The 24,734-nt window shown below is 43.1% G+C and carries 24 protein-coding genes; 9 read left to right on the plus strand and 15 right to left on the minus strand.

The features are described 5' to 3' along the window. Nucleotides 1-38: 38 nt before the first annotated feature. From IGI86_RS10190 to IGI86_RS10200, 3 genes are read right to left on the minus strand one after another with little or no spacing between them, the layout of a single operon-like run. Nucleotides 39-887: a PRD domain-containing protein gene (locus IGI86_RS10190; protein ID WP_005235258.1), complete on the minus strand. Its 849-nt coding sequence runs from the start codon at nt 885-887 to the stop codon at nt 39-41. A 20-nt stretch (nt 888-907) separates the two neighbouring features. Then, entirely contained in the window at nt 908-2,371 is a 1,464-nt protein-coding gene (locus IGI86_RS10195; protein WP_005235257.1) for a glycoside hydrolase family 1 protein, read from the minus strand. A 46-nt stretch (nt 2,372-2,417) separates the two neighbouring features. Next, nucleotides 2,418-4,250 carry a beta-glucoside-specific PTS transporter subunit IIABC gene (locus IGI86_RS10200; protein WP_218192953.1) on the minus strand — a complete coding sequence of 611 codons (1,833 nt, stop codon included), beginning with the start codon at nt 4,248-4,250 and terminating at the stop codon, nt 2,418-2,420. A gap of 336 nt (nt 4,251-4,586) precedes the next feature. Between IGI86_RS10200 and IGI86_RS10205 the strand changes: the two genes are divergently transcribed. From IGI86_RS10205 to IGI86_RS10240, 8 genes are all read left to right on the plus strand, one after another. Further along, entirely contained in the window at nt 4,587-5,477 is an 891-nt protein-coding gene (locus tag IGI86_RS10205) for a dihydrodipicolinate synthase family protein (RefSeq protein WP_218192952.1), read from the plus strand. A 22-nt stretch (nt 5,478-5,499) separates the two neighbouring features. Further along, nucleotides 5,500-6,147 carry an HD domain-containing protein gene (locus IGI86_RS10210; protein ID WP_086299345.1) on the plus strand — a complete coding sequence of 216 codons (648 nt, stop codon included), beginning with the start codon at nt 5,500-5,502 and terminating at the stop codon, nt 6,145-6,147. Nucleotides 6,148-6,463: 316 nt separating this feature from the next. Beyond that, on the plus strand, nt 6,464-7,528 hold the full coding sequence (locus tag IGI86_RS10215) for an ABC transporter permease (protein ID WP_005235249.1): 1,065 nt from the start codon (nt 6,464-6,466) through the stop codon (nt 7,526-7,528). Nucleotides 7,529-7,539: 11 nt separating this feature from the next. Further along, a complete protein-coding gene (locus tag IGI86_RS10220) occupies nt 7,540-8,256 on the plus strand; it encodes an ABC transporter ATP-binding protein (protein WP_016620478.1) in 717 nt (238 codons plus the stop codon). Beyond that, the gene (locus tag IGI86_RS10225) at nt 8,253-9,740 is read left to right on the plus strand and encodes a phytoene desaturase family protein (protein ID WP_005235239.1); all 1,488 of its coding nucleotides are present in this window, start codon (nt 8,253-8,255) and stop codon (nt 9,738-9,740) included. The genes IGI86_RS10220 and IGI86_RS10225 overlap by 4 nt, the downstream gene beginning before the upstream one ends. Continuing rightward, a complete protein-coding gene (locus tag IGI86_RS10230; RefSeq protein ID WP_016620479.1) occupies nt 9,730-10,653 on the plus strand; it encodes a phytoene/squalene synthase family protein in 924 nt (307 codons plus the stop codon). Before IGI86_RS10225 ends, IGI86_RS10230 begins: the two co-directional genes overlap by 11 nt. Before the next feature lie 2 nt (nt 10,654-10,655). Continuing rightward, nucleotides 10,656-11,216: a TetR/AcrR family transcriptional regulator gene (locus tag IGI86_RS10235; protein WP_008378578.1), complete on the plus strand. Its 561-nt coding sequence runs from the start codon at nt 10,656-10,658 to the stop codon at nt 11,214-11,216. A 99-nt stretch (nt 11,217-11,315) separates the two neighbouring features. Beyond that, the gene (locus IGI86_RS10240; protein WP_042890962.1) at nt 11,316-11,894 is read left to right on the plus strand and encodes a TMEM175 family protein; all 579 of its coding nucleotides are present in this window, start codon (nt 11,316-11,318) and stop codon (nt 11,892-11,894) included. Nucleotides 11,895-12,000: 106 nt separating this feature from the next. Here the strand turns inward: IGI86_RS10240 and IGI86_RS10245 are convergent, their stop codons facing one another. The 9 genes from IGI86_RS10245 to IGI86_RS10285 form a co-directional block, all read right to left on the minus strand. Beyond that, nucleotides 12,001-13,005, minus strand: a complete 1,005-nt coding sequence (locus IGI86_RS10245) for a sugar kinase (protein WP_016620482.1) — start codon at nt 13,003-13,005, stop codon at nt 12,001-12,003. Between the two features lie 10 nt (nt 13,006-13,015). After that, a complete protein-coding gene (gene dagF / locus IGI86_RS10250; protein ID WP_194188318.1) occupies nt 13,016-13,765 on the minus strand; it encodes a 2-dehydro-3-deoxy-phosphogluconate aldolase in 750 nt (249 codons plus the stop codon). After that, nucleotides 13,762-14,868, minus strand: coding sequence for a DgaE family pyridoxal phosphate-dependent ammonia lyase (locus IGI86_RS10255; RefSeq protein WP_194188319.1), 1,107 nt, complete (start codon nt 14,866-14,868; stop codon nt 13,762-13,764). Before IGI86_RS10255 ends, dagF begins: the two co-directional genes overlap by 4 nt. Further along, nucleotides 14,852-15,964: an amidohydrolase/deacetylase family metallohydrolase gene (locus tag IGI86_RS10260; protein WP_194188320.1), complete on the minus strand. Its 1,113-nt coding sequence runs from the start codon at nt 15,962-15,964 to the stop codon at nt 14,852-14,854. The genes IGI86_RS10255 and IGI86_RS10260 overlap by 17 nt, the downstream gene beginning before the upstream one ends. Before the next feature lie 4 nt (nt 15,965-15,968). Next, the gene (locus tag IGI86_RS10265; RefSeq protein ID WP_061054292.1) at nt 15,969-17,063 is read right to left on the minus strand and encodes a DUF871 domain-containing protein; all 1,095 of its coding nucleotides are present in this window, start codon (nt 17,061-17,063) and stop codon (nt 15,969-15,971) included. 1 nt (nt 17,064) lies between these two features. Continuing rightward, a complete protein-coding gene (locus IGI86_RS10270) occupies nt 17,065-17,316 on the minus strand; it encodes a hypothetical protein (RefSeq protein ID WP_005235223.1) in 252 nt (83 codons plus the stop codon). Between the two features lie 28 nt (nt 17,317-17,344). Then, nucleotides 17,345-18,643, minus strand: coding sequence for a PTS sugar transporter subunit IIC (locus tag IGI86_RS10275; RefSeq protein ID WP_194188321.1), 1,299 nt, complete (start codon nt 18,641-18,643; stop codon nt 17,345-17,347). A gap of 387 nt (nt 18,644-19,030) precedes the next feature. Beyond that, on the minus strand, nt 19,031-20,335 hold the full coding sequence (locus IGI86_RS10280; protein ID WP_194188322.1) for a PTS transporter subunit EIIC: 1,305 nt from the start codon (nt 20,333-20,335) through the stop codon (nt 19,031-19,033). Nucleotides 20,336-20,347: 12 nt separating this feature from the next. Further along, nucleotides 20,348-21,739: a glycoside hydrolase family 1 protein gene (locus tag IGI86_RS10285; protein WP_194188323.1), complete on the minus strand. Its 1,392-nt coding sequence runs from the start codon at nt 21,737-21,739 to the stop codon at nt 20,348-20,350. Nucleotides 21,740-21,910: 171 nt separating this feature from the next. On the opposite strand from IGI86_RS10285, the gene IGI86_RS10290 reads away from it, so the two are divergent. Continuing rightward, complete coding sequence (locus IGI86_RS10290; RefSeq protein ID WP_086299339.1) at nt 21,911-22,681, plus strand: MurR/RpiR family transcriptional regulator; 771 nt, start codon at nt 21,911-21,913, stop codon at nt 22,679-22,681. 23 nt (nt 22,682-22,704) lie between these two features. Here the strand turns inward: IGI86_RS10290 and IGI86_RS10295 are convergent, their stop codons facing one another. The 3 genes from IGI86_RS10295 to IGI86_RS10305 form a co-directional block, all read right to left on the minus strand. Next, nucleotides 22,705-23,442, minus strand: coding sequence for a MurR/RpiR family transcriptional regulator (locus IGI86_RS10295; protein ID WP_194188324.1), 738 nt, complete (start codon nt 23,440-23,442; stop codon nt 22,705-22,707). A gap of 14 nt (nt 23,443-23,456) precedes the next feature. Then, a complete protein-coding gene (locus tag IGI86_RS10300) occupies nt 23,457-23,960 on the minus strand; it encodes a GNAT family N-acetyltransferase (protein WP_005235209.1) in 504 nt (167 codons plus the stop codon). A 548-nt stretch (nt 23,961-24,508) separates the two neighbouring features. Beyond that, a complete protein-coding gene (locus IGI86_RS10305) occupies nt 24,509-24,679 on the minus strand; it encodes a hypothetical protein (RefSeq protein WP_005235207.1) in 171 nt (56 codons plus the stop codon). Nucleotides 24,680-24,734: the final 55 nt, after the last annotated feature.

A 24,734-nucleotide genomic window follows, 5' to 3' on the forward strand; every position in this document is an offset into this window, starting at 1 on the left:
GGAAACGGCTTGTTTGTGTTTGTTAAAAATGAGGACGCTTAGGAATTGATCGCTGAATGGTTCATCAACCGATTGATATGAACGCCTAGATAGACGATTTCATTGACAGGGATCTTCGTTTGATATTCTTTATCGATATAGGCTTTGACTTTTGTCGCGATCTCCATAGCATTTGGATAAAGAGCCCACATTTGACGGTATAGTCCTTCGTCTTCTTCTTGCAGCAGACCATCCAAAAAGAACCGGTCAACGAAGAAACGCACGTGGGTGATAAAGCGATTATAATGGATCGAATTGGTGTTGACGTCTTGCTGGATCGAGTAGCGTACCATATTGACGATCAACCCGATCAATTTGGCTTTTTTCAACCCATCTTGATTTTCCTCGGTGTTCGACTGGGCATTGATCAAATGAAACGCGATATTGGAGGCTTCTTCTTCCGGCAGATCAATTTGATACTTCTCTTTCAACAAGCGTAGTGCCTGTTCGGCGGCTCGAAATTCCTCCGTATAGTAATTCTTGATTTCCCAATAGAGTCGATTCGTCACACTCAAGCCTTTTTGCTGACGTTCCACAGCAAAGTGCAAGTGATCCGATAAGGTAAGGTAAATCGTTGAATTTAGCGGATAGGGCAGCATTTTTTGCGCCAGCTGAACGATTTCTTTGGTCATTTCAAAATAGTACAACGGAATCTCATCCACCAAATCGGCAAACTGACCCGATTTTTTTTCATCGATTGGCAGAAAAACTTGATCGATCTGGGTATCGGCTATGCTGTCGCCGACTTTCTTTCCATAGCCGATCCCCTTCCCAAGTGCAATCATTTCCTGGCCTTCCTTATCAACAAGTACGACACTTGAATTTAAGACTTTCTTGATGTAAATCATGCACTCTCGCTCCTCACTGTTTATTCTGCCAAACTTGCGCCATTGGTAGCGATCACTTCTTTGTACCAATCGAAGGAATCTTTTTTCAAACGGTCATAACTGCCGTTTCCTTCATCATCGGCATCCACATAAATGAAGCCGTAGCGTTTCGTCACTTGTGACGTCCCCGCACTGACCAGATCGATCGGTGCCCATGAAGTATAACCAATCAAATCGACTCCTTCATCGATGGCTTCCTTCATTTGTTTGAAGTGTGCCTTGAAATAATCGACCCGATACGGATCATGCACTTGACCGTCTTCAAGGACATCCACGGCACCCATACCATTTTCAACGATCATCAATGGCACTTGATACCGATCATACAATGAAAGCAAGGAGATTTTCAAGCCTTTAGGATCGATCTGCCAGCCCCATTCAGTTGACGGCAGCTTGGGATTTTTTACCCCTAAAACCGTATTGCCCGGTGTCCGTTCCGCATGTGGGTCGCCTGATTCAGCCATAGACATATAATAACTGAAAGAAAGAAAATCAACGGTGTGATCTTTTAAGATTTGGCGGTCTTCTGGTGCCATTTCAATCTTGATGCCCCGTTTTTCGAGATCTTTTTCAATCATTCGCGGATAAGCACCTTTGACTTGAACGTCCGCATAAAAATCATTTTCCAAGTTTTTCTTTAAAGTTAATTCAACATCCAATGGGTCACAAGTCAATGGATACGTCATCAACTTCGTGATCATACAGCCGACTTTGTTGTCGGGATTTATTTCATGGGCGATTTTTGTCACTAATGAGCTGGCCACAAATTGGTGATGGAGGGCTTGATATACGTCTTGCTCTTCCTTACCAGCTTCTGATTGCTCAGGAATGAGACCTGCTGTTGTAAAGGGATGACGATGGATACTGTCGATTTCGTTAAAGGTCAGCCAATACTCCACATACTCCCCAAATTCTTCAAAGCAGACGGTCGCAAAACGGACAAAGTCATCGATCACTTTACGTTCCACCCAGCCATTGTACTTCAAGCTCAGCGCTAACGGCATCTCATAGTGAGACAACGTTACGATCGGTTTGATTCCCAAACGCTGCATTTCTTGGAAGACATTGCGGTAAAAAGCGATCCCTTCTGGATTGGGTGTCGTTTCTTCCCCAGTTGGGAACAATCGGGTCCATGCAATCGATAAACGCAATACTTTAAAACCTATCTCCGCAAATAAAGCCAAATCTTCTGGATAGCGATGATAGAAGTCGATCCCTCGGCGTTTTGGATAGATGGTATCCGTTGAATCCGCCATTGCTTCTTTGACGGCTTCAACAGTCACACTCATATGTGCTGCAAAGTTTTTCACGTCGACATGAGGTTTGTAAGTAGCCACATCCGCTACCGACAAGCCTTTGCCGCCAAGATTCCATCCCCCTTCTACTTGATTTGCGGCGATAGCGCCACCCCATAAGAAGTCCTTTGGAAAAGTTGTTTCAGTCATTTTTTCAATCCCCTTTTACATTGTTTTGGTTGCATTGCTCATTGGTTTAGACGATCGGTGCAATCGATAGAACGCCTTGTTCGTTGCGCTCATCGGTTGATTCGATCGGTTTGACCGTAAAGTTTTCTTGATTGGTGACAACACAGATCACGATTGGATCAAACCCAGCTGCTTTGATGGCATCTAGATCAAATTGAATCAGGGGTTGCCCTTGTTTCACTTGATCCCCCGCTTTCACGTAAGGGGTAAAGTGTTTGCCTTCTAATTGAACGGTATCCAAGCCGATATGAAAGAGCAATTCTGCGCCATTACGAGTTTTTAACCCGATCGCATGGTTGGTTTCAAACAACATCGTGATTTCGCCATCTTCCGGTGCGATCAATTCGCCAGACGTCGGGATAATCCCGAAACCTTCTCCAATCATACCGCTTGAAAAGACTTCATCGTTGACTTCAGATAGGGCTACCACTTGGCCTTCTACTGGTTTACTCAATACTTCGGCTTTCGGATCGGCAACTGTCGTCTTATTTTCCACTGTTTTTTCTTTGAATAAGAAAAGGACAAGGACGAAGGAAACAGCAAAGGATACCCCTAACGTGACTAATGCCCACACAAGATTCATCGGGTTGGCTTCATCGACGAACATAGTGATACTTGCTAGACCGGGACCAACTAATGCGAAGGCCTTGATGGCAAATAACCCAGCCACTGCACCACCAACTAGGCTGGAAGCCATCACGCCGTAAAGCACTCGTTTGTGCAGGATCGTCACCCCATACAAAGCAGGCTCGGTGATGCCAAAAAGGGCGGAGATGCCTGCAGAAACAGCGGTTGAACGAAGTTTTTGGTCTTTGGTCCGAACACTCACCGCAAAACAAGCACCGGCTTCTGCGATGTTATGTGCCAATGAGGCAGGTAAGTATAACAGCTCTGCCCCCATCTCACTCATGGACGAAACAGCATAAGGAATCATAGCTTTGTGCATACCGGTAACCACCATCAATGGTAAAACAGCGGCTAAGATCCCCGTTGCCACCCAACCTAAATGGGCATACAGCCAAATGATCGCTGCTGAGAAAATCGTTCCGACTTCAAAGCCTAATGGGCCTAAAATCAATAAAGCAACTGGAACCGTAATAACTAAGCTCATCATTGGAACAAAGAAGATACGGATCGGTTTTGGTGAGATTCGGGTAAACAGTTTTTCAATTTGAGCGTAAAATAAAACCGTTAAAATGGCTGGAAATACTTGTGACGCATAAGCGATATTTTGTAAACCGAAGCCCATGAAAGCTGCGCCATCTGTCAATAGTGTCGTTAGTTCAGGCAAAATCAAGGCACCGACAGCGGAAACCGCCACCAATTGGTTGACCTTTAATTTATTTGCCGTGGTGATCGCCACTAAAATCGGTAAGAAATACAATGGTGCGCCACCGATCAGATTCAAAATTTGATACGTCTGGCTCGTATTGTCCATCAATCCAGTGACAGAAGCAAGTAACAGTAAGGATTTCAAGACGCCCCCTCCAGCGACTGCTGGAATCAACGGTTGAAAAATCGAGATAATAAAATCAAGCAGGACCGCACCCCACGATTGTTTTTGTTTGCCTTCACTTCCTCCATCCGCTGTTAGCTCATGACCTAACACGTTCATAACCTCATCATACACTTCGACGACATCATTGCCGATGATGACTTGGCATTGGACATTTTGTCGCACCCCAATCACGCCATCGACTTTTTCCAAGGCATCTTTTTGTACGAGGCTATTGTCTTTTAAGGTAAAGCGCAAGCGTGTGGAGCAATGTTCCAAATGTGCGATATTTTCTTTTCCGCCAATCAACTCAACGATGGCAGTTGCCGTTTCTTTTACATTCATAATTTTCTTCTCCTTTAATTAGTTTTCCTTTGTTGGCCAAACAAAGAAAAAAGCAGGCAGCACCTACAAAAACATTGAACGGAATCCAACGATCCCTTCCATGTTTTTTATAGGTCCTGCCTGCATTACCAGTCACATGCCTGTTTTATTACTTGCATAATACCATGCTTTATTTGAAAACGCAACCACCGTTTTAAAAATATTTTGCTAAGCCTTTTGCTGAAACGAGAAGTTTGTTACACTTAGTGGATAATCAGTTATTTCGTCTTCCTTGGCTTGCACCAGAAGCAAGAAGAACATCGCTGGCTAAACGTATCACAAGAAAGGATGAATCGGATGACTTCATTGAATCACTCACTGCATGTTGCCGTCCCCACAGCATTTGTCCATGCAGAAAGACTTGACACGAAAAGGACGATCGCTCATATCTTGCAACTGCAAAAGCAAGGGATCAAATCGGTTTTGGTGTGTGGCTCCACCGGTGAACAGCATTCATTGACTTTAACAGAAAAAAAACAGCTTCTACATGCCTTAGCGCAAGAAACCAGCTGGGCAGCCGATTTCGAAGTCCTCTTCGGTTTAGCTGGCATTGTATTTCATGAAACGCTCGCGTTGGCAGAAACAATCAGCAAAAATCCCCGAATCGATGGTGTGGTTTTAGGCTTTCCCCCTTATCTTTGCCTGACCCAAAAGGAAGCCGTCCTCTATGCTCAGGGATTGATCCATACTTGCGAAAAACCAGTTATTTTATACAACAATCCCCGCCGCACGGGCTTTGATTTATCTGCAGAAAGTCTCTTGACCTTGATCGCTGACCCTCGGGTGATCGGCTTAAAAGAAGCTGGCAGTAAGGAGCGAGTGCCTCAAATAAAAACAAAGACGGCTGCCGATTTTCGTTTTTATGCTGGTGGTGAAGCGGACTTGGCGGAAAAGGTCGCACTAGGGTTTAACGGGCTGTCATCAATGGCAGGAAACCTTTGTCCCGAGGAGATCCAGGTGATTTGGCAAGGGTTACTCAAAGGTGCTGCAACGATTTCTACGTCGAATGAATGGCAGAAAATGGAACAAGCAGCTGCCGGCGATCCAACAGATACCATCAGCTATCTTCCGTGGCTCAAGCAGCAAATCACCATTGATGGACAGCCCTTTGGCTTTTGTCGTCAGCCGCTAGGTCTAGAAACGAGTGATCGGTTTAGCACTGGCTCAATTCCTCCTCATCTAGCATAAGAAAGGCAGGAGAACCAGATAAATGAAGATTGATCCACAACTAAAGCACTATATTGAAAGCTCCATCATCCCACAATACAACCAATTGGATAGCAGTCACTCCCCAGCGCACGTCCACCAAGTGATCCAAAATAGTTTTGAGATTGCTGAAACATTGCCTGTTGACCTGAATATCGTCTATACGGTAGCTGCCTACCATGATATCGGCTTGCTCTATGGCCGCAAAAACCACGAAAGCAATTCCCGCAAGATCGTTGAACAAGATGCTGTGTTGCCACGCTTTTTCTCTCCTCCAGTCATTTCAATGATCGGCGAAGCAGTAGAAGACCATCGCGCCTCGCTGCCCTATGAGCCTCGCTCGCTTTATGGCAAAATTATTTCCGAAGCCGATCGTGACTTAGATTTTGAGCGAATCCTCAAGCGAACCTTGCTTTTTGCTTATGAGAAAAAGCAACTCACAGATCTAGAACAATTGCACCAAGAAGCGTATCAGTACATTTCAAAGAAATATGGTCCTCAAAGTGAGCTGAAGGTTTGTTTGGATTATCGCAAAAACCAAGACGGTTTGGCGATCATTTATCAAAAGTTAGCACAACCTGAAAGCTTTCGTCACTCCTTTGAAAAAATCGTGCCGTTAGTTATCGCTACAAGCAAAGAAACTGACGATTGACACTTTGATCCAGCACCAGACTTTAAATAGAAACCCTCTGATTTCAAAATACGCCAAGTGTTTGCGTGCGCTGAATCAGAGGGCTTTTATTGTTATTCTAGTTCTTTTTTCACGGAAGTCGCCCCTCTCCTTCATTGCTCAAACGATTCTATCGAAATAAAAGAGCAGTAATTGGTTTTCTTCAATCGACAGACGCCCTTCTAAATAACCTTCCTTTTTTCACCGAATTTACTCTTTGTAAGCAAGATAGTTTGCTGAAAATAAAAAAAATGGTATTTTTATTTTATCAAGTGATAAAATAATAGGAGGAATCGTTATGTTTTTGGCAATCAATGAAATACGCCATTCCAAATTGCGTTACGCCCTAGTCACAGGAGTCATGTTTTTAATCGCCTATCTGGTCTTTTTTTTAACTGGCTTAGCGTATGGGTTGGCTCAAGATAATCGGATGGCGGTCGACAAATGGGAGGCAGATCAAATTTTGTTGACTGAAGAAGCAAATGATAATTTAAACATGTCGATGCTTCCTCGCAGTCTTTATGACGAAGTCGATGCACCAGAAAAAGCTGTTTTGGCGCAAACCGCTGGGGTAGTGACTAAAGAAGACAACGGTGAAAAAGTCGATGTCACCTTTTTCGGCATTGATCCAGATCAATTTCTAGCACCAAATATTACCGATGGCGAGATGTTTGCGTCAGATGATGAAGCGGTCGCAGACAGCAGCATTGAGGAAGAATACGGGATTTCCATTGGTGACACCATCAAATTAGCCGGCAGTGACAAAAAATTGAAAATCGTCGGTTTTACAGATAACGCCCGCTTCAGTGTTGCTCCGGTCCTCTACACCTCGATCGGTGCCTATCAAGAAATTCGTTTTGAAAAAGAAGATGATTCAGAAAATGCCCGTATCAACGCGATCGTAACTCGTGGCAAAATCAAAGAAGTGCCAGATGATCTAGTCGCTACGGATATCAGCAAATTTATTAATGAATTGCCTGGTTACAACGCACAAGTGCTGACCTTTGGCTTTATGATCGGGTTCTTGATCGTGATCGCTGCCATCGTTATCGGTATTTTTATCTATGTGCTAACGATGCAAAAATCAGAAATTTTCGGTGTCATGAAAGCCCAAGGGATCTCTAGCCGCTACATTGCTTTTTCGGTGATTGCCCAAACGTTCTTATTGGCAACCTCGGGTGTTTTGATCGGTGGGTTGGCAACGATCGGTACCGCCCTCGTGTTACCTGCAGCAGTGCCATTCCAAATCAATCTATTATTCTTTGCTAGTATCAGTGTAATGATGATTCTGATCGCGATGCTAGGTGCTTTCTTCTCGGTGCGAACGATTGTAAAAATCGACCCATTGAAAGCAATCGGATAGGAGGAAAAAACATGAGTGCCATTGAATTCAAACAAGTCAAAAAATCATTTAAAGATGGGGACGCGACGATTGAAGCCTTGAAAGAAACCAACTTTTCGGTAGAAAAAGGCGAATTTGTCGCCATCATCGGTCCTTCCGGCTCTGGGAAAAGTACCTTTCTGACGATTGCCGGTGGTCTACAAGCTCCCTCTGAAGGCGAAGTATTTATCAATGACGAACCCTTTAGTAAACAAAAAGAAAAGCAAAGGGCAAAAACTCGTTTCAAAAAAATCGGCTTTATTTTACAAGCTTCCAACCTTGTCCCTTTTTTGACGGTCAAAAAGCAACTTCAATTGGTGGATAAGGTCAGCAAAAAACCCCAAGAGCAATCAGCTACTGAATTGTTTGAACAACTAGGGATTGAAAAGCTGCAGAACAAATACCCCGATGAACTATCTGGTGGTGAAAGGCAGCGTGTGGCTATTGCCCGAGCGCTCTATCATGATCCCACCATCATTTTGGCAGATGAACCAACGGCGAGTCTTGATTCAAAAAAAGCCGTCGAAGTCGTCAAAATCTTAGCAAAAGAAACCAAAGAAAAACAAAAAGCCACCATTATGGTGACCCATGATACCCGTTTGACAGATTATTGTGATCGGGTCCTCGTCATGAAGGATGGCGTTTTAGAAGAAAAAGAACACACGAAAAAAGAAGCCGAATCAAGTGATTCGCAGAAGGAGCAAGCATGAAAAAAATTATTGTTGTCGGTGCGGGCGTGTCAGGATTAGCTGCTGCTGTCCGTTTGCAAAAACTTGGCTATGACGTCACCCTCTACGAAAAAGAAGGTCAACCTGGGGGCAAAATGAATCAGATCAAGGAAAACGGCTTTACCTTTGATGTGGGACCCACCATCGTGATGATGCCTGAAATTTATCGTGAAGTGTTTGAATTTGCTGGCGTTGATCCGAATGACTATATTCCTATGGAGAAAGTCGATCCGATGCTGCAGCTGTATTTTGCTCAAGACGAACCGCTGACCTTCTCAAACGACTTAGTAGAATTGACCAAAACGCTAGAAGCGATCTCGGAAGAAGATGCTCAAGGCTATTTTGCCTTTTTAGCAGATATTTACAAACGCTATGTGATCGCCAAAGAGTCCTTCATCACCAAGTCGTTTCGGACATGGCGAGACTTTTACAATCCCAAATCATTATGGGCAGGGTTAAAGCTGCGAACGTTTAGTGACGCCTACTCTTCCATTTCTAAATTTGTCAAAGATGATCGCCTGCGAAAATCATTGGCGTTTCAAACCTTGTATATCGGTGTCTCCCCTTACCAAGGGCCGTCCCTTTATACCATCATCCCTATGATCGAGTTGATGTATGGGGTCTATTTCATCAAAGGCGGCATGTATACATTAGCCACTGGTATGGCACGTTTGTTCCAAGAATTAGGCGGAACGATCCATTACAATACCCCAATCGATGAATTATTGATCGAAAACAAGCAAACCAAAGGCGTTCGTGTCAATGGAGAAACGATCACCGCAGATGCTGTGATTTGTGCGGCTGATTTTCCTTATGCTATGGAAAGCTTGATTCCTGATGAATCAAAACGCGGCAAATACACCAATCAAAAAATCGCTTCGATGGATTACTCTTGTTCTTGTTTCTTGCTTTATTTAGGACTGGACAAAAAATATGAAGATAGCGCACTCCATAGCATTTATTTTGCCAATGATTTCAAACGCAATGTAGACGATCTTTTCGAGGCTGGCAAGCTGCCAGAAGATCCATCCTTCTACTTGTATCGTCCAACCCTGAAAGATGCTTCCTTAGCACCTGATGGTCAAGAAGGTCTTTATGTTTTAGTCCCAGTACCTGAATTATCTAAATTTGATCAATGGACGGATGAAACGATCCAAAGCTACCGCCAGCAGATCATTGGATTATTAAAAGAAAAAACGATCTTTACGGATATCGATGAACACATCGTGTATGAAAAAATGTATACGCCAGATACGTTCAATGATCGGTTCAATGCTTACAACGGTGCGACATTTGGCTTGAAACCAACCTTGGCGCAAAGCAATTACTATCGTCCCCATAATAAATTTGATTATGCAGAAGGCCTATACTTCTGCGGCAGCAGTACGCATCCGGGAGCGGGTGTGCCAATCGTGATGCAAAGTGCCAAGTTAGCTGTGGAGGAGTTGTTAAAAGATGACCGTTAAATCATTAAGCGTCTTTGATGAATACGACAACGATTTTTTATACTGTGAGGCCATCATAAAAAAGCATTCGAAAAACTTTCATACCGCCTTTTCTCAATTGCCAAAAGACAAAGCACGCGCCGTCTATGCCGTCTACGCCTTTTGTCGACGTGCCGATGATGCCGTCGATGAAAAGCAAGACCCATTGTTGATCGAAGCCATGAAAAAACGCTTGGAAAAAATACAAGAACTATTAACCGGCGATGCGATCGACTTGCCGCAAGCCATCAAGGAAGAAGATCCTGATGAAGCCATTTGGCGGGCATTGACCCTTTCTTTCCAACAGTTTGACCTACAGTTTCAGCCCTTTTTCGATCTATTGGTGGGACAAAAACAAGACCTTGACTTCCAGCAGCCCACCTCTGAAAAAGAGCTTTCCGACTATAGTTACTACGTAGCCGGCAGTGTGGGTCTGATGCTCTTGCCGATTCTCTCACAAACAGCCGCTGCGATTCAAGAGCCCGCCATAAAATTGGGTGAAGCGATGCAACGCACCAATATTTTACGTGATATTGGCGAGGATCTGCGAATGGGCCGCATCTATTTGCCACAAACGGTCTTGGCGCAATTCAACCTTTCGCGAGAGGCATTAGCAGCTGGCAATCAAAACCAGCAGTTTATCGAGATGTGGGAACACGAAGCGCAACTTGCTGAGACGCTTTATCAGGAATCTTTTGTCATGATGCCGCAAATCGATGAAGATTGCCGTGAAGCTCTATTAGCAGCTGCTTTGATCTATCGGGAAATCTTGACTGTGATCCGCAAAAACAACTATCAAGTATTTGCTGAAAAAACAGCGGTACCGAAACAACGGAAAATCCAACTTTTGTTTACCGCGAAAAAAATGCTTCGTCAGGAACGTTGGGAGGGCTGACTTTGAACTTGCGAGAAAAAATATTACGAGTCGCAGAAAACCTGTTTATGCAGCAGGGGTATCAAGCAACTTCTACTAGACAGATCGCAGAAGCCGTCGGCATCACCCAACCCAATCTTTATTATCACTTCAAAGGCAAAGAAGCCATCTATTATGAAGTGATGGTCTCTTTGGCACAAGAGGTTTCTGGAAAACTAAATCAGACTGTTGAAGATACTTCCTTGACGATCTCTGAAAAAATCTTAAACATGTTTCTTTTTTTAAGAAGTCGGCATCGCATCAATTTTTATATGATGATGCACGACATTCAGCATACCGTTTCTGAGGACACTTCAAAAAAACTGTACTTGCTTTGGCGGAAAAATTACAAAGAACCGTTTCTTGACTTGTTCCGTCGCAGTGATTCCAATCTTCGTTCGGATGTCGATCCAGAATTTGTTACCAGCCAGTTGTTAGTGCTGATGGCGGCTCACTTGGACTCACCGGGAAAAGAAGACAAAATGCCAGAAGCGATCGATTTGTTTTTATTCGGTGCACTAGGCAGTGGGCCAATTGCGAAATAGCGAGTCCAATTGGGTAATGCGCGAGAAAAATTATTAGACGAATTTCTGACAATCGCGTACACTGATCCTGTAAACTGGAACATAAAAGGATGGATGTACATGTCAAAAAATCGAATCGAAGCCTTTACGGATGCGGTCATTGCGATCGTAATGACCTTATTAGTACTGGAATTGCACCAGCCCGAAGGCGATACATTTGCTTCTTTTTTAGGAGTGGAACAGCAATTTATTATTTATTTGATCAGCTTTGTGATGTTAGCGATCTATTGGAACAATCACCATCATCTATTTCAAGTAGTATCTAAAATTGACGGTTGGACCTTGTGGGCGAATCATTTATTGATCCTGGCACTAACCCTCTTTCCTTTTGTAACGTCATGGGTCAGTCGTTATCCAGTCGCTCTTGCCCCTCAGCTGCTATACGGGTCTGTCATTTTATTGACGGATTTCAGCTATTTCCTTGTAGGAAAGTCCTTGGTGCGTGCCAACCCTGACAATCAAGCCATCGTAGAACTGTTTCGCGGATACAAGAAACTCTACTTTACGTTGTTTATCAACGTGCTGGCATTGCTCCTCGGCTGGCTGGTCCATCCACTACTTATCATCACGCTGGATAGTCTCGTGCTATTGTTGTGGGTGATCCCTGAGAAAAAAGTAGAAACCTTTTTAAAACAATAAAAACACTTGCGGTCTTCTCCTAAAAGCGATGGATGATTGCGCAAAAGCAGCCGATTGTTCTGCTTTTGCGCAGTTATCCATCAAGAGAAGGACGCAAGTGTTTTTTCTAGCGAATTAAGTCTTTTCCTGGTGCCTGTAAGACTTGTTCCACTTGTTCTTTGGTGGTTAATGGGACATCTCCCAGCATCGTATGAGCCAATACAGCATTCGTGATTGCAAAATCAGCGGTGCGTTGGAGCGACCATTTTTCGGCATAGCCTAATAATACACCAGCGGCATAGGCATCCCCTGCCCCGATCCGATCCAATACTTGCAGCAGCTGCGGTGCCGTTTCATAGGCATCCTGCGCCGTAATGATTCTTCCACTGATAAATTGCTTGTCTTCCACGGCTAGACGGCGTGTCCCGCAGAACCATTCTAGTTGATACTGGTCAATAAAGGATTGGATCAACGCAAGCTCGGCTCCTTCTGTTTCCTCTAAGGGATATGCCAGCAGCTCCTCCAAGTCACGGACAGAGCCGAAAACTAGATCACAATAAGGTAGAATCGTTTCATACCGTTGTTTTAGTACCTCACGATTTAATTCTTCATTCAAGCTTGGGCGGAAGTTAAAATCAAAGCAGACGCGAATCTGCTTTACATGGGCCTGTTTCGCCAAAGCCAATGCAGTTTGCCAGGTTTTCTCAGTCAAACTAAGAGAGATCCCGCAAATATGAATGAGATCGACTGTTTCTAGAAATCCATCGATGGCATATTCTTCTGGACCTGAAACGCCAAAGGAACTATGATGGCGATTTTGATAAGTCACGTAAGTCGGACGAGCGCCGTAGCCGATCTCGGCGAAATAACTGCCGATATGGCTGTATTTTTTGCCAACAAATGCTGTTTGAATCCCATAGGAACGCAAGCTGGCTTTCGCCGTATCCCCTAAACGGTTGGCTGGCACTTGTGTCAGCATCGACGTCGTTAAGCCGAAATGCGCCAAATTGCCTAACAGATTGACCCCTGTTCCTGTAAAATCCATCCGCAAAGAGTGGGTCTGTTCCAGTGTTCGATATTCTGGTGGCGTCAATCGCATCATTACCTCACCGTAAGCACCGATCCGCATCATTGATCCCTCCCTATTTGGCTGCTGCCAACACCTTTTTCGTCATTTCTGCTAATGTCTGTACATCTTCAGGGCGTGTGTCCCCTGTTTCGCCATCGATGATCGAGCTGTAAATATGTGGAATGATTTTTTTTACTCCTGCATCAACAGCGATCTGCAAGATTTCTTCAAAGTTTTCTAAATCGATGCCGCCGGTCGGTTCCAAATAAAAATCATTCGCAGCACAAGCCTCTGCTACTGCTTGATACTCTGCTTTATGAGCCAACCCTTTCATTGGAAAATACTTGATAGAACTAGCCCCCATGTCTTTTAATAAAGCGATCGCTGTTTCGACGGGGACTTCTGCAGCTGGAGTTTGTGAACTCAATGGTCCAGTAGCAATATTGACATAGCCGACTTTTCCGGTTGGTGAAACAAGGGCATTGACGATCGTTTCAGATTGTCCTAACAAAGCTCGTGAGGTCCCTGCCCCCGTGAATACTTGGTTGACATGCTGTGGCTGTAGAACAGCGGAAATTCGGGAGACCATTTCACTTTGGTTGGGGTCGCCAGCACCAAGCCCTACAGAAAGGGCATTATTTGTTGCCGCTTGATAGTTCTTCATGTCAGCGATAGCTGCCTCATCGCTAGCATAATTTTTTGATAAAACACCTAGGACGATGTTGCCCTCTGCTGCTTCATAACAAGCTTTCGCATTTTCAATAGAGTTTGCTAACACATTCAGACAGATACGGTCAGCGAAATAATTGGGTGAAGTTTTCATTTTTGGGTTGCTCCTAACATAATTTCTTGTAAGCGATCGGTGATCACTGCCATTTCTTGTTCATTGACTGCTCGGATATCAAATTCAATAATGCCGTTATTGGCTTGGTATTCACGGGTATAAATCGCTGGTTCTCCCGCTTTTAGCGCGTCGATCACTGCTTTGGCACTTGGTTCTTTCACTTTGACACTCGCTCGATAAATGTCTCTGCCAGCGCTATCTTGAACGATTTTTGCTTCGAAACCAGTGATTTCATTGATTGCCGCAATAAATGGTTGTAGGCGCTCTTGCATCGAAGCGCCAGATTCTGTTCCCTCCGCTAGATAATCCGTCACGGCTTGGGTAAATCCGAGAATATTGTCTTTACCGATTTTCATTGCTCGACCAATACCTTTGGATTGCAGGCGCACCCAAGAGACATAGGGCTGCTTGCCGATCACTAAGCCAGCACTTGGTCCTGACAGTGCTTTCGCACCTGAATAGATCACTAAATCAGCACCTGCTTGGGCATAGGCAAACAAATCTTCCTCAGCAGCCGCATCAACGATCAATGGAAGATCGTGTGCCTTGGCAACTTGGGCCGTTTCTGCTACCGTCAGCATACTTTTTTGAACGGTGTGATGACTCTTTATGTAGAGGATTGCCGCTGTTTCGGGCGTGATCATCTGTTCAATGTGCTCGGGTGTGCACATATTGGCATAGCCTGCTTCCACGACTTTTCCGCCCCCTTGCGCCACCATCACTTCCACCGGTGTGCCATAATCTACGTTGTGGCCTTTGGGCAAAATGATCTCCCGCTTGCTGATTTTCTCACTATATGGGTGGTACAAATGATAGCTGTCTCCTTGACCGATGAGTGCCGCCACTGATTGGGCGATTCCCGCCGAAGCGGAAGAAACGATTTGCGCATCTTCCGTTTTCAACAATTTTGCTAAATAGGCACCGGTTTTTTCTGCTAGATCTGCCATTTCAAAGAAATGCTCCCCGCCATAGCGCTGGGCTGCAAGCACGCCTTCGCTGACTTTCGAGACACCTAGAATCGTCATTTTGCCAGAAGCATTGATGACTTCTTTCAAGCCTAGTTCTTCAATATTCAGTGTCAAAAAGTTCCCCTCCTATCACCGCTTTTTGCGGCACGATCTGTTGTGTCGTGATTCGGCGATTGCCGTTAGAATCCGTCAATTCCTTTTCGCCCTCTTCAAAGCGGAAAATCGTAAAATCAGCATCATATCCCAATGCGATCTCGCCTTTGTTCTGTAAATGAAATTGCTTCGCAGGGGCACTGGTCACCTTCTCGATGATCTCACGCCAATCATACCCTACGACCGCTAATTTTTCCATAGTCGTCGCTAAATCAAAAACAGGTCCATTGGTACGATTGCGGATGTAGATATCCGTACTAATGGAAGAAGCCTTTAGCTGATTGGCAAAGGCCGTCTCCGCCACATCAAAATTGAAACTGTCTGTCCCATGACCAATATCGAAGACCAAGCCTTTTTCATAGGCAGCAAAGACGAAAGGCTTGATGGTTTGGTTCGTCTGATCCAAAATCCCATTGGCTTTGCCGTTAAAGCAATGGGTCACCACATCACCTGCTTCCAATTCAGCGAGAATCTCTGCTAAATTCGGTGGTGCTGAACCAATATGGACCATCAGAGGCAACGGTTGATTTTCAGCTTGGATCGCTTTGGCTAATTTCAACGGCGTGATGCCATTTTCGCCGATCACCGTTTTACTCATTCGGGCTTTGATCCCGACGATAAAGTCAGGAAACTTCTGCAACGCTTCTTTGACCAATTCTTTTTTGACTTTTGACAGATCCGCAAGTTCATCCTGCTCTACGATCCCCCATTTGGAAATATTGACTAAAGCAAAGACATTGGTTTTGGCTTCTTTGGCTAAATCATAAAACCGATGGATATTTTCGGCGCCAGTCGTCCCCGCATCGATAACGGTCGTGACGCCTTGTTTGACACCGATCTCGTCTGGATAATCATAATAGAGCGTCATTTCCTCGAAACAATGGACATGGTCATCGATCCAACCAGCTGACAAGAACTCCCCTTCTGCTAAGGTCAGCTCTTGTTTCGCCTGCTCCTTCAACGTGGGTGCCAAAGCAGTGATTTTGCCGTCTTGAACCCCAATATCAAATACTTCTTCATCGATCGTGTGGGCTTGACGAATAATCAAATCAAACATTTCGTTACACCTTCCTCTCTGTGAAAGTGAATTTCGACCAAGGATGGATAAAGGGCAGCAGAACTAACTCTTGTTCGACGATCGAACCGATTTTATTTTTTCGTGGGTCTGAGTGAGGCTCTAGCACTACTTGCAGCTCGTTTTTGTACTTGCCAAAACGATCATTGCCGATCACAACATCCCCTCGTTGAAAGACTCCTTCGTGGTCATGAGCAGGATTGTCATGGTTCTTATACTTTTTACGAACTTCTGTGGAACGGATCATCCGATCGGTGATGTCGCCTCGACGGTAATGCTGCTCGTCCAGGGCGATTTGGCGTTCAACTTCATTGATTTCAGGCACAAATTCAATCGCAAATGCGGTCTGGTAGCGATCAATCGCTCCTAGTGCCGCCAATTCTGCTTCCGAAGCATAAGCATTGCCGATAATGACATCATCAATCAAGCCTGTGGCAAACAAATGCTTTGCGGCAGTTTCTACAGGCATTCTTCGGTGCATTTCTAAGGTCGGTAAGCCATCATTGATATCCCAAGGTCCGATCGTTCCCGTTTGAGAAGAGATAAATGCGGCGGTTCGAATGCCTTTTTCCTTGAAACGACGACTGCATTTTTCAAAGAAATCATAGGGTAAGGCAGTCCCTTCTTGCGGATAGAAATTGTGGCAGCCGTATAAGTAAGGAATGTTGGCTTGATAGGTCAAAATATTGTCTAAATACGCCACATCATTGCTCATATTCAATTCAACAGCTAAACCAAAGGGATTATAGGTCAACATCGCTTCTTTGTTGCCGTCAAAACCTAAATCTAAACGAATTCCATCGGCACCTAGTTCATGGAAAAAGGTCAAATCATCATAGGAGATGCCTAGTTCAGAAAAGATGGCTGGTGCCACGTCTAAAATCGTTTCATAGCCTAATCCTTTGGCAAAATCAATCAACGCTTTAAATTTTTTCTGCACGTTTTCTTTGCCGTCACTCACTTCCAACATACTCATAAAAATGCGGCTAAAGCCATAATCATGGGCTAATTGCAGATAGGCTTTATCTGTTTCAAAATCACTGTGATCGGGATACACCGATACTCCTAGTTTTCTTTTCAACTTATCTCATCCTCATTTCTTCATAAAAAGCAGTAAAACGTGTCAGTAAAAGCGAACTGCAAACAATCGTCGCCGTCATCGTCAAAAATGGTCCCCACGGAAACTGACGGCTCAGTAGGATCGCTGCAGCAACGCCAAGAATCCCGAACAAAAGCATCCGCCAAAACGGCACTTCTTGAATTTTTTTCCCTTGTGCTGATTTTGTTAACCAAATTTGACAACCAAAAAATAAACAAATGGCATAAATCCCCATGTTTGCACCTCACTCTTTTTTGTTTTGCTTAAGCGGCTGTTTCTTCTTCTTGCTCTCGAGCAATCTGCTGTTTCTCAAAGACTTTAAAGAATGGGTAATAGATTGCGAGTGTGATAAAGAAGTTGACGATCACTAAAATCGCTGCTGCGATACTCCAGTCCGTACTCATCCAGGCGGCGATTGGTGCTGGAATGGCAAACCCAAGTCTGGCAGCCATCATCGGTACAACACCGGTAATGGTAGCGAAGTAAGAAATCGTTGTCGTAATCAACGGTGCCACCAAGAAAGGAATACCTAAGATTGGGTTCATTACGATCGGTGCACCGAAAATCACTGGTTCATTGATATTGAATAGGCCTGGCAAGATGGACAAACGGCCCAATTGTTTCAAGTATTTTGATTTGGAGAAGAAGAACAAAACGACCAACGCTAAGGTCGTACCGGCTCCACCGATCCATACGAACCATTGTAAAAATTGTTCTGTAAAAATATTAGGCAATTCATGCGCATTGCCAGATGCTTGGAAGGCTTCCATATTTTCAGCAATGGAAATATCCCAAAATGGACGAATGACAGGACCCATGATGGCTGGTCCATGAATCCCCAGTACCCAGAAGAAACAGATCAAGAAGACAGTCAATAAACCACCAAACAAGCTGTTACCCGCTAGCACGTCTTTTAACGGCATCAACAAATTACTTAAAAAGCCATTGATATCAAAACCAAGCATATGACGGATCACCCAGAATAAAATCAGGATCGCTCCACCGGGAATCAACGCCATGAATGAATTCGTCACTTCTGGCGGCACACCATCTGGCATTTTGATGGTGATGTTTTTTTCGATAAAGAAACGATAGATTTCAACGGACAAGATTGCCGTAACGATCGCGCCAAACAAAGAGCCGGAGCCTAGGTTGGCCACATTGATATAACGTCCGGCATCAATGATACCTTCCACAGAATCAAAGACTCGCAACGGTGGTGCAGCGGTTACAAGAAAGGACATCGTTGCTAAAATACCCGCAGTCAATGAATCCAGCTTGTAGCTTTTGGCTAGCGATGAAGCAATCCCATACGTTGCATATAATGCCAATAATCCGACTGTATAACGAAATGGAATATCCAAAACTTCCCGATACGGTTCGATCACCGCAGCGACCGATTCAATGGGGAAATTCAGCAAAATCGTAAAGAACGACCCAACGATCGTTAATGGTAAAGTAGCGATGATCCCCTTTCGAATCGCTACCATGTGCCGTTGCATCCCCACTTTATTTGCAATCGGCATCAATTTCTGTTCAATAAATTCTACAAACCCTTTCATAATTGCCTCCTTAGTTTATAACATTATAATGTTTATACAAGGATAATAGCACAGAGGATCAAGGTTCGTAAATAGTTTTTTAAACAGTAGATAGAATAATCTTTTCGCAATAACATTTCTTACAGTAACCATCAAGCGTCCTATCGTTGTCCTTTCGGTCGATACTGATACATAAATCGATTTTGGATGACGGTACAATTGATGATAAGTAACAAAATGAAAACTGGCGCCAAAGGAGTGCGGATCAACAGGAAAAACAAACTGAGTAAGAAAAGTAAGGAAACAAGTAATAGTTTCCAAAAAGCCAGCGTGATTCTAGCATTATTTTTTTCTAAAAGAAGATGGGTCAGAAAAATCAAGAGCAAACAACTCACTACTAGAACCATTCTACTCACCTTCTTTAACTGTTTCTAGCTCTTGCGCCACTTGAAGTTTCTCAAATGCTTTGAAGAATGGATAATAAATCGCTAACGAAACGAAGAAACAGACGAAGACCATCAAACAAGCAACCCAATTCCAATTTGAGGTAATCAATGCGCCAAGAGGTGCGGGAATCGAAAATGGTGGTTTGACCATCATCTTAGGCATCCAATCTAAAGCGGTAACGATATAGACTAAGATAGTATTAGCGATTGGCACAAGAATAAACGGAATTGCCAACAGTGGATTCATCACAATTGGCGTCCCAAAGATCATCGGTTCATTAATATTAAAAATCCCTGGTAAAATGGAAAGACGACCCAATTGTTTTAAATAGTTTGAACGAGAGAACATAAACAAAACAACCAATGCAAGCGTTGATCCAGTACCACCCATTTGCGCATACCATTGATAAAATTGTTCGGTAAAAAGATTTGGTAGATCAAAGGCAGACATACCGTTTTGGAATAATTCCGCATTTTCTAAAATTGCTTGATCCCAAAATGGACGAATGATGGGTCCTAAAACGGCATGGCCATGAATACCCAATACCCAGAAAACGCAGATAACAAATTGTGTGATGATTCCGCCAACCAAATTATTGCCTGTTAAGAAACCTTTTAAAGGAGAGATGGCGATCGTCAGTAATCCATTTAAATCGAAGCCGAAAAAGTGGCGCGGAATCCAAAAGACTAAGATAACCAGCAAGGTTGGTAGGAGTGCCGCAAAGGATTCGCCTACAACAGGCGGTACGCCTTCTGGCATCTTGATTTCCAAGTTTTTTGCTTTCGTAAAATGATAAATCTCTACTGAAACTAGCGCCGCAATGATCGCACCGAATAATCCTTGTGATCCAAGTGAAGCAATGGGTAAATACCTTCCTGCAAGTACGGCATCTCCTGTCGTGCTGATGCCTTCCGCCAAATTGATTGGAACGACCATTAAAATCGTCGCTAACATGGATAAAAACCCACTTGTTATCCGATCGAGTTTGTAACTAGCACCTAAGTTGGAGCCGATCGTAAATGAGGCATAGAGAGACATTAGCCCCACCGTAAATCGAAAAGGAATGTCAAGTGCCGGTAAATAAGGAGCGACCCATTCGGTATAACCAGGAATCGGCAAATTTAAAATAATGGTGAAAAAAGAGCCAACGATCGTGAGCGGCAAAATAGAAATCAACCCATTTCGAATTGCCTGCAAGTGCCGCTGCTGTCCAATAGCATTGGCAATCGGTAATAACTTCATTGCAACCGAGTCTAAAACTTTCATTATAAAAACCTCCTAAAATTCGTTTGAAAAACCATTTCTTTGAATCACTTCTTTAAACCATAGACCAGACTTTTTCACCGTTTTTTCTCCTGTTTCTAAATCTAAGCGATAAAAGCCATAGCGATTTTTGAACGCATTTTGCCAACTCCAACAGTCCACAAATGTCCACATGTGATACCCCAGACAGTTACTCCCCTCCGTCATTGCTTGGTGAAGCTCAATTAAATGCTCTTTTAAAAAAGCAATCCGATAGTTGTCTTGTACTTGCCCCCCTTCGATAAATGTTTCTTCTCCCTGAATCCCGATACCATTTTCTGAAACAAACCAATCAATATTCCCGTATTCTAACTGGATTTTTTTGGCGATATCATACAAGCCATGAGGATAAATCTCAATCCCCCTTGAAGTATTCATCCTTCTGCCGGGCATCTCGTAATCATCGTAAAACCATTCTGGCGAAAAAACTCCCTCGGGATTAGGCAATGATTCTTTGGCTTTCACTCGCCGTGGACGGTAATAATTGATCCCTAACAGATCAATCGTTGTTTCAGCAATCAAGGCAAGATCCTGTTCTTCCACTCGTGGCATTTGGTCGTAGCACGTTAAAATAGCCTTTAACTCTTGAGGGTAACGACCTTTTAATATCGCTTCATTAAGGGAGCGAGTATAGAAGAGGTCTGCCATTTCCGCTGCCTTTAAGTCGGCAGGATGCTGGCTTCTTGGGTAAACTGGGATCACATCCATGATGATACCGATTTTTCCTTGATAAGTTCCTTGTCGAAAGACCTTAACTGCCTCACAGTGAGCAAGGATGATATGGTGAAGTACTTGTGCCGCTCGTTTAAAATCAACTACATAAGGATAGTGCCGGTCATGCAAATAGCCGGCTTCTGCTGGAATCATCGGCTCATTAAAGGTAAACCAGTACGCAACTTTCTCATGAAATAAATCAAAACAAATTTTCGCATACGCCCGATACGCTTCGATGACCTCACGATTTTCAAATCCGCCGATTTCTTGTAATTTCATTGGCATGTCAAAGTGATAAAGATTGATAAACGGTTTGATGCCTCTTTGATTTAATCCATCAAGCATTCTGGTATAAAAGTCAACTGCTTCTGGATTGACTTCCCCTGTACCTTCGGGAATAAGACGTGACCAAGAGATCGAAGTCCGAAAAGAATTAAAAGAAAGTGCCGCCATTCGATCCAGATCCGCTTCCATTTCCTGATAAAACCTTGATGTATGTTCTGTTGTAACTCCTTCAAAAAACCGATGGTTATAGTTTTTTGATGCATAATCCCAAATGTTTTCTCCTTTCTTGTCTCCAGCTATCGTTCCTTCTGATTGTGTCGCACTCGTTGCTGCACCCCAGAAAAAATTCTTTGAAAAATTATACTCCATGTCGCCCTCCTACAATTCCTTTTTTACTAAGCGAAGCATCCGCTTACATCGTTGAACAACGAAAGTATAGCATGAAGTAAAATCAATATAATGTTATAATCCAAAATAGAGAACGTTTTCATCCCTTGTCATTTGTTCCACAAAAAAAACACTTTGCTACGGAGGTGCATCATGCTTTTTCTTGACTACAATCCTGAACTTACTGCACTAGAATACGAGGTTTACCGATTTGTATCAAAAAACTTGGCTTCAGTGTCTAAAATGAAGATGAAAGAACTTGCCAAAGAGACCCATACCAGTACTGCTAGTATTAGCCGCTTTTGCAAGAAATTTGAATGTGATACGTTTACCGAATTTAAGATCAATTTGCGCTTTTACTTAGATTCTCTCGTAAAATCCAAAATATCCGATAGTGATGAATCTCAAACAATTGATTTCTTAAAGCGAGTAAACCAGCCCTTTTTATCTGAGAGAATCAATCGAGCAACAGAGATTCTTAAGAACAAAAGCTTCGTTCTATTTATTGGATCAGGCTTATCTGAAACGATTGCGGAATATGGCGCACTCTATTTTACTGACTTGGGAAAAACGGCATTAAAAGTTGACGATCCCTCAAATTATCCTATCGACTGGTTTCCAGAAGACATATTGTGCAAAACCGGTATCATTGTTTTGTCGATTTCTGGGGAAACACAAGAAATGATTCGATACTTACAAAAGTTAAATCAAAAAGATTGTCAGATAATTGCCATCACGAATACGGAAGATTCAACCATCAGCCAGTTATCCGACTTAACGGTGCCCTATTACATTGAAAGAGAGACCATTTTTAAAGCTAGTCAAAAAAAAGAGAAAACCATTGAACTGACTTCTCAGCTACCAGCAATCTATTTAATTGAAAAAATTGCCAAAAGAATACGCCTATCAGAAGAACTTCTCTGATAGGCGTAGGTAGTTTTAATTATTCAGCGGCCTTCACAATCAGTAACTAAATCAAATAAAAGTTCCACCAAATAAATGGCTGGAATTTGTGAGGACAATGAATCAGCTTCTTGATTATCGGAATAATAATAAGCAAAATTTCGCTCAGATAGTTTAGCAATTGACGTTGTTGAACGATTTGTCAGTGAAATGGTTGAAATTCCAGCGAGGCTACATTCAGTGATCAAAGATTCAAGGAATGGATCGGCGCCTTTATTAGAAAAGACTAGCAACGTGGTTTCGCTACTTAAGGTTCGCCAAACGGATTTAATCGATGTTGCTTCTTCCTCTACGCTCACGATCTTATCTAAACGTGCAAACTTTTGTTGGGCATAGCTCAAAGCAAGTGTCGATTCCCTATCACTGGCTAAGATCAAAAGTTTTGCTTTACTTATTCTTTTGGCGATCGTTAATAATGCTTCTCGATAGAAGGATTCATCCATACGTTCAAAAAAATAGTGCAGGGCTTTTTTATCTTGTTTGAATAATCGATTAGTCTTTCCTTGTTTCTGTAACGTCTTTTTCAATTTGATTTTAAATTCTGAAAAACCTTCGCAATCAAATTTTCGACAAAACCGCAGAACAGTCGTTGAGCTAGTTTTTGTTGTATCAGCCAGTTCACGAATAGACATCGAACAGACTTCTGCTTGCTGATTTAAAACGTATTGAAATAGTTGCCATTCTTTCTTACTGAACGACTTATTCTTGGCAGTGAGTTCCATTCGTTTTCTCCTTGTTACGCCCCTTCGTCTCCAGCAATCTTCTTCTCATAAATAAAATCATCCATAACAAATCCCGAACCAATCGTAACGGTGCGTTCAGAAACGCGTTCAAAGCCGCGATGTTCATAAACAGCGATCGCCTGCTGATTTTGTTTGTTGACGTTTAAATGCAACGTTTTGCCTGAGGCGATTTCCTCATACCAATCAAAGACTTGGCTGGCATAGCCTTTGCCTCTTGTGGATAGGTGGAGATACAATTTACTTAAATAAATCTGCTGCGGCGTTTCTTCATACGCTGTATACCCCACTGCTTGGTCACCTTCCATTAGTAAAAGATAGACGGCTCCTTGCTGGACTTCGTTTTGAATCGCTGCTGGTGATTGATAATGAGCCAGCATATACGCGACTTGATCCGAACCAATGATTGGTGTAAACACTTCTGGCCAGATTTCTTTGATCAAACGATCCAACGTTTGGAAGTCTTCTGGTGATTGAATGATTTTTTGTGTAATTGCCATAAGAATCCCTTCTCTCTGTTGCTGTGCGAAACAGAAACTCGCTTATAAATATCTCTATTATAAGGGAAGAACCAAAAAAAGAAAGGGCACGTTGAATAAAGATCCCTAAAAGTTTCAAAAGATGGTAAACTAGAAGTGAAAAAAAGGTGACGAAAAGGAGGTAGCAACACGATGCAACTCTTACAACTACTTTTACTGGCAATCATTTTTGTTTCTTTCTTCATGGTGTTGATTGGATGGGTTTTATCGATGACCAATGGCTTGATCTTTTCTCGTTTTCCTTAGCAATTTAAAGCACACGCTCATGATCCTAACTATGAAAAAGAACGACAAGCAGGCAAGCGCTTGAAAGAGATTATATTTCGACGCATTATTCCTTTAGGAATAGCCTCTTTGCTCGTCTATGGATTAACCGCACTATTAAACGTCCTTTAAAAGTTTTTAAAAAGACTTGGACAAATCAAAAAAAACCAGCATCTTTTCCTGTTGATCAATGCTCCTTTCGCTTTCGCTGTGGGGAACATCAATGCATAAGATGCCGGTTTTTTTTATTTGCTTACTGCTGCTTTAGAGGCTTGAACTTTTTTCAGTAAAGCGAAGAGGACTTGGCTATCATCGATAGCCGCAATATATTGTTGGCAAATTGCCATCATTTCTGTTTCATCCATTTTATCTAAAGAAATAACTAATTCATTTTCTACTACCTGCTTATTATTCATAGGGCTCCCTACTTTCTTCCTTTGTTACCTCTAGTTTGCCATGAATGAGCAGGTT

Origin of the sequence: Enterococcus sp. AZ188 (assembly GCF_050544075.1) — a bacterium.
GTDB lineage: Bacteria > Bacillota > Bacilli > Lactobacillales > Enterococcaceae > Enterococcus_D > Enterococcus_D entomosocium.